Here is a 13,006-nt window from a genome sequence, read left to right as displayed (position 1 = left end):
GGGCGGTGGCGCGGCGTCCGCGGCCGGGGGGCGGGGCCGGGTCAGGTAGCCGAACCGGCCCCGGCGGGCGTCAGTTGTTCGAGCCCACGACGTTGCTGAAGCCGGCGTTGAACACGTCGTCGCCGGCGATCTGGAGCCAGTCGCCGAAGACGATGTTGTACACGGCCGGCTGCGTGATCGTCACGTTCACGTCGGCGCTCGCGGTGCCGGCCGCCCCGAAGACGATGGCGGCGGCGGCGACAGCGGCAAAGGCGGAACGAAGAGAACGCATGGATGCACCTTTCGGGAGGAAGAGGGACAAAAGCGAAGGTAGGGGTGCGGACAGGCGCTGTCGCGGCGGCTGTCCGGGCGAGGGCGACTCCCAGCCGAATGGACGAGTCGCAGCCCCGGCGGCCCGCACCGTCCGGCGGGGAGCGGCTACCGTGCCCTGATCCAGCAGTTCCGCACGCCGCCGGAGGCCTCACCGTGACCACGGACGACACCCAGCCGAGCCTGCCCACCCTGCGCGCCCTGCTTGCCGCCAGCCGGCTTGGCATCCTGGCCACCATCAAGTCCGACGGCCGCCCCCAGCTCTCCCCGGTCATGCCGAGCTACGACGGCGAGACCAACACCCTCTACGTCTCGACGACCGAGGGGCGCGCCAAGACCGCGAACCTGCGCCGCGACCCGCGCGCCACCCTGGAGGTGACCAGCCCGGACGGCCGGTCCTGGGCCACCGCCGAGGGCGTGGCGACCCTCACCGGCCCGGGTACCGACCCGTACGGTCCCGAGGTCGAGGCGCTGGTGGAGTACTACCGGCGCGCCGCGGGCGAACACCCGGACTGGGAGGAGTACCGGTCCGTGATGGTGTCCGACCGCCGCGTCCTCCTGACCATGACGGTCGATCACCTCTACGGCGCGGTCCTCGGCTGATCCTCACCGGCCCACGACCGGCAGGACAGGGCTCGGTCGGCCGAGGGGGCAGAAACGTTTCCGGGGTGAATGCGGGAGGCCACGCGGGTGACGGGCCCGTCGAACCGTGTCGCGGCAGCGGCGGGCTCGCTACAACGCTTCCCGTGAAGCCGAGCACGCCCCGCGCCACCGCCACCCTCACCGCCGCCGTCCTCGCCACGGCCCTCGCCGCCTGCCCGGCCCCGCCCGCGGCGGCCGCCGCGGCCCCGGTGCCCGATCCCGTCGTCTTCGTACACGGCTGGAACAGCGACGGCTCCGTCTGGGCCGCCATGGCCGAACGGTTCCGCGCCGACGGCTGGCCCGCCGACCGCCTGCACCGGTGGACCTATCCGACCAGCCAGTCGAACGCCACCACCGCCGGCCGGCTCGCCGCCGAGATCGACCGCGTCCTGGCCGCCACGGGAGCAGCCGAGGTCGACCTCGTCACCCACTCCATGGGATCCCTTTCCTCCCGCCACTACCTCAAGAACACGGCAGGCGAGGGGAAGGTCGACGCCTGGGTCTCCCTCGCCGGACCCAACCACGGAACGAACGCCGCCCACCTGTGCGGCGGCGCCTCCTGCGCGGACATGCGGCCGGGGTCCCCCTTCCTCACCGCGGTGAACACCGGCGACGAAACACCCGGCTCCACCCGCTACGCCACCTGGCGGTCGCCGTGCGACCTCGTCGTCAGCCCCGGCAGCAGCGTCGCCCTCACCGGTGCGGTGAACACGGTGACCGCCTGCCTGGGGCACTCCGCGTTCCCCGCCGACGAGACCGTCTACGAGCAGGTCAAGGCCCACATCAGCTGATGACCGGCCGAGGCGAGCCGGCGAACCGTCAGTGAAAGCCGAGAAGGCCGAGAAGGCCGAGGGCGCGGGCGCCGGGGCTGCCGGGTTCGGCCCGGTGGCCGACGAGTTGCCGCCCCGGCGCGGCGCAGCCGTCGAAGGCCCGGTCGGTGAGGGTCAGGGGCCGACCCGTGACCAGCCGCACCTCCGCCGACGCGGCGACCGCGCCGGAGGCCGGACCGGCCGGCCGGACGCGGTGTCCCCCGAGACGCCCGGCCGCCGGCCTCCGGGTCGGCCCGCGCGAACACCCCTGCGGGGCCGGTGGCATCGAGGAAGCCGACACCGGGGAAGACCGCGATGACGACGCGACGGGTCGTGGACGTGGACCCTCGTCACGCCCGTCGCATCCCTGCAATGACGGTGTTCTGTCACACCCGGACACACTCGGGGACTGCCCGGCGCAGCCCGCACGGTGAGCAGGGCCGCGCCGCGCCGCCGCCGCGTTCGCGACCGCTGCGGGGCGAGTGCGGCGTCCTCCGGCCGCGGGCGTTCACTCGAGGACCGCCGTGGCTTCGACCTCGACCAGGTGCTCGGGCGTGTGCAGCGCGGCGACACCCAGCAGAGTGGCGGGCGGGGCCGAGGTGACGCCCAGCCTCGCGGTCGCCCGGGCGATGCCGTCCAGGAGCCGAGGCATCTTGTCGGGGGTCCAGTCGACGACGTACACGGTCAGTTTCGCGACGTCGTCGAAGGAGCCGCCGGCCCCGGCCAGCGCTGTGCCGACGTTGAGGTAGCACTGCTCGACCTGGGCGGCGAGGTCGCCCTCGCCGACCGTGGCTCCGCCGCCGTCCCAGGCGACCTGCCCCGCGATGAAGACCAGGCGGGAGCCGGACGCGACAGCCACCTGCCGGTAGGCGTCGACGTGCGGCAACCCGTCGGGGTCGATCAAGGTGATGGTCATGCTGCTCCCTGCCTCCTGCGTCACGGGCGCGCGCGGGCCCGCATCCCCGGCCACGGCCGCCCGTGCTCTCTTGTGGTTACTCGGAAACCATAGGAGAGTGGCCGCTGACGTGGAAGAACGCACTTTTCGGTGACTGAGGAACCTCATGGTGACCAAGCAGCTCAAAGACGGCACGCCCGACGATGCAGACCTCTCTCGCGCGGACTCGCTGGGACGGGAGATCTTCTCGGACATCGCCAACAAGTGGGCACTCCTGATCATCGAATCCCTCGGTGAACGCACCCTGCGCTTCAGCGAGTTGCGCGGCGAGGTCGACGGCATCAGCCACAAGATGCTCACGCAGAACCTGCGCATGCTGGAGCGCAACGGCCTGGTCGGGCGGACCGTGTACCCCACGGTGCCGCCGCGGGTCGAGTACACCCTCACCGATGCCGGCCTCGCCCTGCGCGACACCGTCGCCGGCCTGTGTGCCTGGACCCACCGGTACTTCGGCCACATCGAGGCCTCCCGCCGCCGCTTCGACACCTGACCACATCGAGGCCCCCGGCCCGGGCTCCGGCTCGGGTCAGGCCTCCGGCCGCGCCGGTCGTCGTCCGGGCCTGCCGCCGGGACGGGCGGCCAGGCAGGGCGTCCGCGGCTGCCCCGGTCCGCCCGCCTGCAGGCAGTGGTGCTCAAGTCCGGCGGCGCGCACGGCAGTCCAGGTCGCGTTCCCACTTCGCCAGGGCGCGGGAGACCCAGCCGGCGGGCGGACACGGGGGCGCGGCAGCGGCGCGCCGGGACAGCAGGACCTCCGGTCCCCTCTCGCCGTCGCGGCGCAGGATCAGGTGGACGTCGACGGGCAGGCGTAGCGCTCGCGGCGGGGTACGGCACTCCCGCCGTACGGGTCGGACGGGGGGTAAGGATCGGACGGAGCGGAAGGATCGGACGGCACGGGCCGCTCCTTGGGCGATCGCGCGGACGGGGCACCGCTGGGCAGACTCACGATGACGCTTCACCCCAACCGAGTTCGCTGTACGCGCGGTCCGCCCGGATCCCCTCGATCGCGAGCCGGGTGTACGGGACGATCGGGTCCGGGAGCGCGTCGACGGGCCACCAGCCCCAGGACACGCAGAGGTCCGGCTCGCGCACCTCGGGCTCTCCCCGCCAGCGGAGGGCGCGGAAGACGAGCTGCATCCGCGGCTGTCCGCCCGGGTGGTCCACCGCGTGCACGACGTGGACCAGTTCGACGTCCGCCGGGTCGATCACGACACCGGCCTCCTCCTCCGCCTCCCTGACGAGGCAGCTCACGGCGGATTCCTGCTCGCAGTGCCCGGCGAGGAAGTGGTGCGCGGCACCCGCGTACGCGGAGTCGGGGTGCCGCAGCCCGAGCAGCACCGTGCCGTTGCGCTCCAGGTAGAGGTGGACACCGATGATGTTCGGCCGCGCCCGCCCACCGCCTCCGCCCCCGGTCCGGTGGCCGGTCGTCGTCGGCGGCCGCGGCTCGGCCGCCCGGTGGAGGTCGATGACCTGCTGCGTCCAGGGACACATGGTCAGATGGGGGGTCCGGGTGGCGTCGAAGTGCCGGAGCATGATCCCTTCGGTGAGGGGAAGGTCGTCGGCGTTGCCGTCCCAGTGACCGAGATAGACCTGGATCCGGCCCGCGGTCCCGTCGGGGCCGTGGGCGTCGACCACCGTGAACGGCTCCAGCGGCAGTACGAGGCCGGTCTCCTCCAGCAGCTCGCGCTCCACCGCGTCCCGGCACGTCTCGCCCGCCTCGCGGTTGCCCCCGGGGATGGACCAGGTGCCGGGATCGCAGATGTGCGGCTTGTTCGCGTCACGGAGGTGCAGCAGATAGCGGCCCCGCGAGTCGACCAGCAGGGCAGCGGTTCCGTGCGGTTCGCCCGAGGCGGCAGGACGCATCGTCGGGACTCCTTCCAGCGGGGCCGGGGCGGCGGGGGAGATGCTGCCCAGCCGTCCCACGGACAAGCCCCCGGAACGCCCCCGACCGCATCCGGCGGCCCGGCGGTTGTCCGGATCCGGGGGAGCGCCCGGCGTCCCGCCCCGAAACTCACCCGAACGGGGCGGCACACCCGCTCGGGCGACGGGCTGCCGGTGTGACGACCAGCAGGGGGATCTCCCGGTCGGTCGCCTTCCGGTACGCCACGTACGAAGGCATCGCGCCCACCGCGCGGGGCCACAGCCGCGACGCCTCCTCGGCCGACGCGACCCGGGCGGTCGCCGCGAAGCGGTCGGCGCCGACCGCCAGCGTGAAGGCCGGTTCCGCCACCGGGTTCAGGTACCACGCGGGGTGCCGCGCACCGCCCCCGTGGGTACCGTCAACACGAAATCGTCCCCGTCCCGTACGTACACCAGCGCCGTTCGGCGCGGTTCTCCCGACCGCCGCCCCCGCGTCTTCAGCAGCGGTCGTTCATGCCGGGCCGGGGACGCCGCCGGTCTCCGGGAACCGCCATGTGCTCCGCCACGAAAGGGCACCGCGCTGTCCGATACCGCCTGGCCCGACGCAGCCCGGTCCGTCGCCGCACGGCCCGTCGCCGTCGTTCCGTGCTCGGCTGCCTCTCCGGGTCTCCGGGTCTCCGGGTCTCCGGGTCTCCGCGCGCCGATGCCTGCGCTCAAGCCCCGTCGACCCCCACGTGAGCCGCGTGCACGGTCGGCTCCTGCGCCTCGTCCGGCACGGCTCGTGCGAAGTCCGCCGGGCTGACCCGGTGCCGGGCGTCGGCGGCCCGATGCAGGAGCCGCCAGCCGGGACACCTTCGTTTCTCGAAGTCCCCGGCCGGGCTGATCACTGCCCGGGCCAGGCCGGCCGGAGCCACGGCCGCAGCGTCTCGACACCCGCCCCGTGGCCGACGTGGAAATGCCGCCACTCCTGCGGACAGCCCGGCGTGTCACGCAGCGGCGCCCCCGCCTCCGTGGCGGGCACTGACGCCCCCCGGCCAACCGCCGTCACCCGCAGCCCACGGGCCCGCGCCCAGGCGACCACGGCCCGCCCGACGCGTCCGCGCGCCCCCGAACACGATGACCGCGTCCGGTCGACTGCTCTGATTCCTCGTCATGCCGCAGACGGTAGGGAACACCCCGGTCACCGATGTGATATCGGCACACGGTGTAGATCACGGATGAGCCGTCGTGCGAGGCTTGTACTGCCTCGAAGAGGGGCCTCGCCGGTTCTCGGAGCTGAAGGTCCCGCTGCGCGGCATCACCTCCAAGTCGCTGCCCGCTGGATGCGGCGTGCGACCGGACGGCGCCCAACGGCATGTACTTCCCGAATGGCCCCTGCTGTTCCACCGTGGGCCGATGTCCGCGACAACTGCAATCCGGGTGTCTGCAGGTACGTTCCTCCCCGCTCGGTCGCCCGCGTGCCCGCGGTGATGCGCCGGAGCCGGCCGGAACGGAGGAGGCACCCTGGGCGAGGGCGGAGCCCGGGGTTTCCGCCTACGGCTTCAGGCCGATTGCCTCGCAGGCGGCCTTGTACCTGTCCGTGCAGATCTCGGCGACCGTGTACACCCCGTCGTCGATCACGGTGGACTTGACGTTCTCCTTGGTGAGGGCGATGCCCGGGACGAGCACCGAGGGCACGCCCTTGGCGGTGGGGCTGTCGACCTTCTGGTTGATGATCCCGTCGATCCGCTCGCCCTTGGCCAGGGCGACGGCCATCTCCGCGGCGGCCGCGGCCTCCGGGGCGTACCGCTTGTAGACGGTCATGTACTGATCGCCCGCGACGACGCGCTGTACGCCGGCCAGCTCGGCGTCCTGCCCGGTGACGGGGGGCAGGTTCGTGATCCCGGCCGCCTTGAGGGCGGTGATGATGCCGCCCGCCATTCCGTCGTTGGCGGAGTAGACGCCGAGGATCCTGCTCTTGCCGAGCGCCGTGAGAGCGGCGGCCATGTTCGCGTTGGCGTTCTCCGGCTTCCACTCGATGGTGTCGTACTCCCGGCCGACGGTCACCTTGCCGTCGAGGACGGAGTGCGCGCCGGACTTGAACTGCTTCGCGTTCGGGTCGGTGACCGAACCGTTCATCATGACGATCTGGCCGTCCCTGGCCTTGTCGCCCAGCGCATCGAGCAGTGCCTGGCCCTGGATCCGGCCGACGTCCTCGTTGTCGAAGGAGGTGTAGGCGTCGATCGGGCCCTCGGCGAGGCGGTCGTAGGCGACGACCGGGATGCCGGCCTCCTTGGCCCTCTTCACGGCGCCCGCGATGGCCTTGGAATCCACCGCGTCGATGATCAGGACATCCACCTTATTGGTGATCATGGTGTCGACCTGAGAGCTCTGGGTGGCGGCATCCTGCTTGGCGTTGGCGTAGACCACTTTGCCCTTACCGCGCGTGAACTTGGCGACCTCCTTCTCGATCAGCGGCTTGTCGAACTTCTCGTAACGCGCGGTCTGGTTCTCCGGCAACAGAAGGCCGACCTTGATCTCGTCGCCCTTTCCGGAGCCCGGTCTTCCGTCACTGTCCTCCGTGCTGCCGCAGGCGGTGAGCGAGACGGCCATTGCGGAAGCGGCCACGGCGGCGGCGGCACGGCCCAGATGTGTGTTCACGGTGTAAACCTCCATGACGGGGCCGTATTCCTTGCGGCCGAGGTAGAGGCAGTCAACTGCGCGTAAACGGCCATCGTCAAGGAGTGACCTATTAACGAGATGGCAACGTTGCCATCGCCGGCGATTCGTGCAATTCGGTCCGATCCCCGCATTTCATCGACCGGCGCTCCATGGCGCACCTTCAACTTGTGAATGGCCGACGGTGTTTCGTCCGAAAGCGCTGCTGCATGATCCAAAAAACGCAGCCCTATCCGGGGTACGGGTCGTAGCAGTCCGGGACGGGGTCGTACAGGACGGTCCATGTCCTGGGGTCGACGATGCCGTTCCTGGCGAGGGCGTGACAGCCCTGGATCCACTTGACCTTGGCCAGGGTGCGGCTGCCGAAAACGCCGTCGACAGCCAGCTTGGGGACTCCGCCCCAGATGTTCGACAGGCACTGCGCCTGCTTCACCGCCGCTCCCGTGCTGCCGTGCTGCAGGGAGGGCCGGGAGGACGGCGGAGTGTACGCGCATCCTCCGGGTGCCGCACCCGCCGACGGCGCTGTGACACCCAGGAACCCGACCGCGAGCGCGGCGGCGCCGAGGGCGGAGACGATTCGGCGTTTCAAAGCGGCTCCTCTCGACGGGCCCCAGCCCTGACGGCTGTCGCTCCGGACGTAGTCCCATTGTTGGCCGTGGACGCCCGATCCGCAGGAGCGACCTGCGGGCGTGTCCGGGCGGGCCCCGGAGTGCGCTATGATTCATCTCGAGCTCGCCGCCGCAAGATGCGGAGGTGGGACCGGCGTTGGTGGTCCAAGGAAAGGCACCCCACTTCCTGTGGGGGGATGCAGGTGCAAGGCCTGCCCAGCGCTCGATCAAGGCCCCGGCCTCCTCGTGGAGACCGGGGCCTTCTGCTGTTCGCTGCCACTGTCTCGGCTGCCGCCGGTCGGGCCGGTCGGGCCGGTCGGGCCGGTGGGGCCGGTGGGGCCGGGAGCGCAACGCGCGGCCGTGCGGGTCCACTTCGCCCTACGGTGTGGCCCGAACGGCCCTGTCGGGCACGCCGTTGACCCCACAGGGTGGTAGTCGGTGCACACAACAGGACGGAAACGACGGCCGCCGCCGACCGCAACGGGACCCAGCGGGACGCGCATCGGGGGCCGTCAGCCGCCGACCGCCATCGCCGCCGCCCGACACCGTAAGGAGTCGTGATGTCCGCCGACACGCAGCCGGAACCCGCCGCGCCCGCCGAACTCACCGAGGAGGAGCTCGCCGCCCTGAACGCCCACTGGCGCGCGGCGAACTACCTCGCCGTCGGGCAGATCTACCTCATGGCCAACCCCCTGCTGACCGAGCCGCTGCGCCCTGAGCACGTCAAACCGCGCCTGCTCGGCCATTGGGGCACCTCGCCCGGACTCAACCTGGTCCATACCCATCTCAACCGGGTCATCAAGGCCCGTGATCTGAACGCCCTGTGCATCTGGGGCCCCGGCCACGGCGGTCCGGCCGTCCTGGCGAACTCCTGGCTGGAGGGCTCGTACACCGAGATCTATCCGGACGTCACGCGGGACGCGGCCGGCATGGCACGGCTCTTCAGGCAGTTCTCCTTCCCCGGTGGTGTGCCGAGCCACGTCGCCCCGGAGACCCCGGGCTCCATCCACGAGGGCGGCGAACTCGGCTACGCGCTCTCGCACGCCTACGGCGCCGCCCTCGACAACCCGGACCTGCTGGCCGCCTGTGTGATCGGCGACGGCGAGGCGGAAACCGGGCCGCTGGCCGCCGCCTGGCACTCCAACAAGTTCCTCGACCCGGTCCACGACGGCGCCGTCCTGCCGATCCTCCACCTCAACGGCTACAAGATCGCCAACCCGACGGTGCTGTCCCGGCTGCCCCGCGCCGAACTCGACGCCCTCATGCACGGCTACGGCCACGATCCGATCCACGTGTCCGGCGACGACCCGGCCGCCGTGCACCGGGCGATGGCCCATGCCATGGACACGGCCCTGGACCGCATCGCCGCCGCGCAGGACGCCGCCCGCACCGGCGGCAGCACGGACCGCCCCCGCTGGCCCGTGATCGTGCTGCGCACCCCGAAGGGCTGGACCGGCCCCGCCGAGGTGGACGGCGTGCCCGTGGAGGGCACCTGGCGCGCCCACCAGGTCCCGCTGGCGGCCGTACGGGACAATCCGGACCACCTGCGGCAGCTGGAGGAGTGGATGCGCTCCTACCGGCCCGAAGAGCTGTTCGACGCGAACGGCGCCCCCCTCCCCGAGGTGCTGGCCGGGATCCCGCAGGGCACGCGCCGGCTCGGCGCGACCCCGCACGCCAACGGCGGACTCCTGTGGCGCGAGCTGCCCCTGCCGCCGCTGGAGCGGCACGCCGTGGAGGTCGACAAGCCCGGCGTGACCCAGCACGAACCCACCCGGGTCCTCGGCGACCTGCTCCAGGACGTGATGCGGGCCACCGCCGACCGGCGCGACTTCCGCCTCGTCGGCCCCGACGAGACCGCCTCCAACCGCCTCCAGGCCGTCTACGCGGCCAGCGGCAAGGCCTGGCAGGCCGAGGTCCTCGACGTCGACGAACACCTGGAACGGCACGGCCGGGTGATGGAAATCCTGTCCGAGCACACCTGCCAGGGCTGGCTGGAGGGCTACCTGCTCACCGGCCGGCACGGACTGTTCTCCTGCTACGAGGCGTTCGTCCACATCGTCGACTCGATGGTCAACCAGCACATCAAATGGCTGCGCACCACCCGCAGCCTGTCGTGGCGCGCTCCGATCTCCTCGCTCAACTACCTGCTCACCTCGCACGTGTGGAGGCAGGACCACAACGGCTTCTCCCACCAGGACCCCGGCTTCGTCGACCACGTCCTCAACAAGAGCCCCGAAGCGGTCCGCGTGTACCTGCCGCCGGACACCAACACGCTGCTGTCCGTGGCCGACCACGTGCTGCGCAGCCGCGACTACGTCAACGTGGTCGTCGCGGGCAAGCAGCCCTGCTTCGACTGGCTGCCCATGGACCAGGCGAAGCTCCACTGCGCGCGCGGCGCCGGCATCTGGGAATGGGCCGGCACCGAGGACGGCACCCGGGAGCCGGACGTGGTCCTCGCCTGCGCCGGGGACGTCCCCACCCAGGAGGTGATGGCCGCCGCCCAACTGCTGCGCCGGTACCTGCCGTCCCTGGCCGTGCGGGTGGTCAACGTCGTCGACATCGCCCGTCTCCTGCCCGCCGGAGAGCACCCGCACGGTATGGCCGACGCCGAGTACGACGGACTCTTCACCACGCAGCGGCCGGTGATCTTCGCCTACCACGGCTACCCGTGGCTCGTGCACCGGCTGGCCTACCGGCGCGCCGGCCACCGCAACCTGCACGTGCGCGGCTACAAGGAGATCGGCACGACGACCACCCCGTTCGACATGGTGGTCCGCAACGACCTGGACCGCTACCGCCTGGTCATGGACGTCATCGACCGCGTCCCCGGCCTCGCCGTACGCGCCGCGACCGTACGCCAGCGCATGGAGGAGACCCGGCAGCGCCACCACGACTGGATCCGCGAGCACGGCACGGACCTGCCCGAGGTCGCCGACTGGTCCTGGGACGGCTGACGCCTGGTTCAGCGGAAGGGGCGGCGTTCTCCGCGACCCACCGTCGGAACGGTCTCGCCGGGGCGCCGGGGACCCGCGGGAGGGTGTCGCGGACCTTCGGCAGCTCCTCGTCGACGTCCGGGCACCGGTGGCGCGAGCGGCGTCGGCCGACACCCGCCGCCGGGGCCGGACGTACTCGCCGACCGTCACCGCGGTGACCGGCGCCCAGCGGACGGTCTGACAGGGTCCAGTGGTGTGCGCTTGAACCCTTCGACGCGTTTCCCCTTGAAAGCGCAACCATGTCCCCGTAATCGCCTTTGATTGAGATCGTGAATATCGAGGAGTAGCCTCAATTCTGAGGCGGCCAGTTGGCTTGGTGTTCCTCGTCCGTTGGACAGCCTGATCACCGACGCGCCCCCGACAGCGCCGACCGGAACCTCACACCACAGTCATTCAGGAGTGAACGGTCATGGCAGACAACCTCGCCGAGGCGTCCGTGGCGGACGTCCCCCTGTACTGCTCACAACCTCCGCGCATCGAACCCGTTCTGCCCCCCGGCCTCAGCCCCGACAGGCAGCGCGCCATACTCGTCGGCCGGGCGAAGTGGGTGAACGGCACCGTTCTGCACTACTGCTTCCTCAACGAGCCCGGCGTCGCCCTCGACGCGACCCAGCTGGACGAGGTCCGGCGCGCCTTCCAGGAGTGGAAGGACGCGGGCATCGGGCTGGAGTTCCGCGAGGTGACGCGGCTCTCCGAGGCCGAGGTCCGCATCAGCCTGCGCCGGGGCGACGGGTCCTGGTCGTACGTCGGCCGGGACGTCCTGGGCATTCCGCCGCCGCAGCCCACGATGAGGTTCGGCTGGAGCCTGACCGACACGCCGCACGGCAAGGCGACGGCGCGGCACGAGATCGGACACACCCTCGGCTTCGCCCACGAGCACCAGAACCCGTTCGCCGGCATCGAATGGGACGAGGCCAAGGTCTACGCCTCGCTGGGCGGCCCGCCGAACTTCTGGTCGCGGGACAAGACCTTCCACAACATCCTGCGCAAGCTGTCCCCCGACGAGGTCGAGGGCTCGACGTGGGACCCGCTCTCCGTCATGGAATATCCGTTCCCGGCCGGCCTGATCGTCCGCCCGGAGCAGTACCGGTCCGGAATCCCCGGGCCCGTCAGGATCTCCGAGCAGGACAAGAAGTACGTCCGCCAGTGGTACCCGGCCATCGACATGAAGCCGCCGGAGCTCCACCCGCTCCAGTCGGTCGAGCTGGGCCTCTCGCCGGGGGAGCAGGCCGACTTCACGCTCGCGCCCGCGGAGACGCGGACGTACGAGATCGGTACGTTCGGCAGCCACGACTTCGTGGTCGTCCTCTTCGAGGACGTCAACGGCGAACTGCGCTACCACACGGGCACGGACGACAGCGGCACCGACCGCAACGGCCGCCTGAAGCTCAGGCTCTTCCAGGGGCGCACCTACATAGTGCGCGCCCGGATGTATTCGACCTGGGGTCCGGGCAAGGCGGCCCTCATGTGCTGGTGACGGTGAATCACTGCAAACTGCTGCGCATGCGTGTGGGGCGGCCGGAATCCGGCCGCCCCACACGCATGCTGCATGTTGCGCCGATTGTCATGGCGGGTCAGCGGGTCAGCGGGTCAGCGGGTCAGCGGGTCAGCGCGCCGCGCCGAAATCCTGCGTCCAGTAATGGTTCGGCTGGGCGTAGCCGATGCCGATCTCCTTGAACGAGCAATCGAGAATGTTCCGCTTGTGGCCGGGGCTGTTCATCCAGCCCTCCATGACCGCCGCGGGAGAGCTGTAGCCGTACGCGACGTTCTCGCCGTACGTGCTCCAGGTGTATCCGGCGCGGGTGATGCGCTGGCCCGGGTCGGAGCCGTCGGAGCCGGTGTGCGACATGTCGGCGTGCGCGGCCATGTCCTGGCTGTGGCTCTGGGCGGCTGCGGTCAGCTTGGCGTTCAGGGTGAGCGCCGGGCAACCGACGGCGGCGCGCTCCTGGTTGACGAGCGCGAGGACCTCGGCCACGGCGCCGGAGGCCGGAGCGGCGGACGCCTTCGGCGCCACAGGCGCCTGGACCTGCGGCTTCGGGCTCGTGACCGGCTTGCGCGTCGGCTGCAGCGGGGACCTGGGGGCCTGTACGGCCGGCTTTGAGGGCGCTTGCGGGCGGCTCTCGGCGGCAGCGGGGCCGCTCTCGGCCGGGAGGGTCGGGAGAGCGGCCCCGCTGC

Annotated in this window: 12 protein-coding genes and 2 pseudogenes; 5 read left to right on the top strand and 9 right to left on the bottom strand. The window is 71.5% G+C overall.

Translation table 11 applies throughout. The features are described from left to right. Window positions 1-70 precede the first annotated feature (70 nt). Window positions 71-271, bottom strand: a complete 201-nt coding sequence (locus tag HYE82_RS26375; RefSeq protein WP_179176650.1) for a hypothetical protein — start codon at window positions 269-271, stop codon at window positions 71-73. 194 nt (window positions 272-465) lie between these two features. Between HYE82_RS26375 and HYE82_RS26370 the strand changes: the two genes are divergently transcribed. Both HYE82_RS26370 and HYE82_RS26365 read left to right on the top strand, forming a co-directional pair. After that, a complete protein-coding gene (locus HYE82_RS26370; protein WP_309144454.1) occupies window positions 466-912 on the top strand; it encodes a PPOX class F420-dependent oxidoreductase in 447 nt (148 codons plus the stop codon). Between the two features lie 143 nt (window positions 913-1,055). Continuing rightward, window positions 1,056-1,742, top strand: a complete 687-nt coding sequence (locus tag HYE82_RS26365; protein ID WP_179176648.1) for a triacylglycerol lipase — start codon at window positions 1,056-1,058, stop codon at window positions 1,740-1,742. 28 nt (window positions 1,743-1,770) lie between these two features. Here the strand turns inward: HYE82_RS26365 and HYE82_RS38460 are convergent. Continuing rightward, window positions 1,771-1,902 (bottom strand): annotated as a pseudogene (locus tag HYE82_RS38460) (transcriptional regulator); the annotation flags it as partial. A gap of 366 nt (window positions 1,903-2,268) precedes the next feature. Further along, the gene (locus HYE82_RS26355) at window positions 2,269-2,676 is read right to left on the bottom strand and encodes a RidA family protein (protein ID WP_179176646.1); all 408 of its coding nucleotides are present in this window, start codon (window positions 2,674-2,676) and stop codon (window positions 2,269-2,271) included. A 145-nt stretch (window positions 2,677-2,821) separates the two neighbouring features. Here HYE82_RS26355 and HYE82_RS26350 point away from each other — a divergent pair, with 145 nt between their 5' ends. Further along, entirely contained in the window at window positions 2,822-3,205 is a 384-nt protein-coding gene (locus tag HYE82_RS26350) for a helix-turn-helix domain-containing protein (protein ID WP_179176645.1), read from the top strand. A 449-nt stretch (window positions 3,206-3,654) separates the two neighbouring features. On the opposite strand, the gene HYE82_RS26345 is transcribed toward HYE82_RS26350, so the two are convergent. From HYE82_RS26345 to HYE82_RS26330, 5 genes and pseudogenes are all read right to left on the bottom strand, one after another. Continuing rightward, window positions 3,655-4,575: an NUDIX domain-containing protein gene (locus HYE82_RS26345; protein WP_179176644.1), complete on the bottom strand. Its 921-nt coding sequence runs from the start codon at window positions 4,573-4,575 to the stop codon at window positions 3,655-3,657. Window positions 4,576-4,723: 148 nt separating this feature from the next. Further along, a pseudogene (locus HYE82_RS26340) lies at window positions 4,724-5,050 on the bottom strand (nitroreductase/quinone reductase family protein); the annotation flags it as partial. Continuing rightward, window positions 4,948-5,424, bottom strand: a complete 477-nt coding sequence (locus HYE82_RS39580; protein ID WP_369009821.1) for a nitroreductase/quinone reductase family protein — start codon at window positions 5,422-5,424, stop codon at window positions 4,948-4,950. The pseudogene HYE82_RS26340 and the gene HYE82_RS39580, both read right to left, overlap by 103 nt. Before the next feature lie 681 nt (window positions 5,425-6,105). Further along, on the bottom strand, window positions 6,106-7,212 hold the full coding sequence (locus HYE82_RS26335; RefSeq protein WP_309144453.1) for a substrate-binding domain-containing protein: 1,107 nt from the start codon (window positions 7,210-7,212) through the stop codon (window positions 6,106-6,108). Window positions 7,213-7,459: 247 nt separating this feature from the next. Beyond that, the gene (locus tag HYE82_RS26330) at window positions 7,460-7,819 is read right to left on the bottom strand and encodes a peptidoglycan-binding protein (protein ID WP_179176643.1); all 360 of its coding nucleotides are present in this window, start codon (window positions 7,817-7,819) and stop codon (window positions 7,460-7,462) included. 579 nt (window positions 7,820-8,398) lie between these two features. Here HYE82_RS26330 and HYE82_RS26325 point away from each other — a divergent pair. Further along, a complete protein-coding gene (locus HYE82_RS26325; RefSeq protein ID WP_179176642.1) occupies window positions 8,399-10,792 on the top strand; it encodes a phosphoketolase in 2,394 nt (797 codons plus the stop codon). Window positions 10,793-11,240: 448 nt separating this feature from the next. Beyond that, entirely contained in the window at window positions 11,241-12,308 is a 1,068-nt protein-coding gene (locus HYE82_RS26320; protein WP_179176641.1) for a M12 family metallopeptidase, read from the top strand. A 129-nt stretch (window positions 12,309-12,437) separates the two neighbouring features. On the opposite strand, the gene HYE82_RS26315 is transcribed toward HYE82_RS26320, so the two are convergent. After that, window positions 12,438-13,006: CAP domain-containing protein (locus HYE82_RS26315; RefSeq protein WP_218783085.1), on the bottom strand; the 569-nt coding region annotated here is incomplete at its 5' end.

This window comes from Streptomyces sp. BR123 (assembly GCF_013401435.1).
Lineage (GTDB): Bacteria > Actinomycetota > Actinomycetes > Streptomycetales > Streptomycetaceae > Streptomyces.
This window is presented reverse-complemented; position numbering and strand designations above follow the sequence as displayed.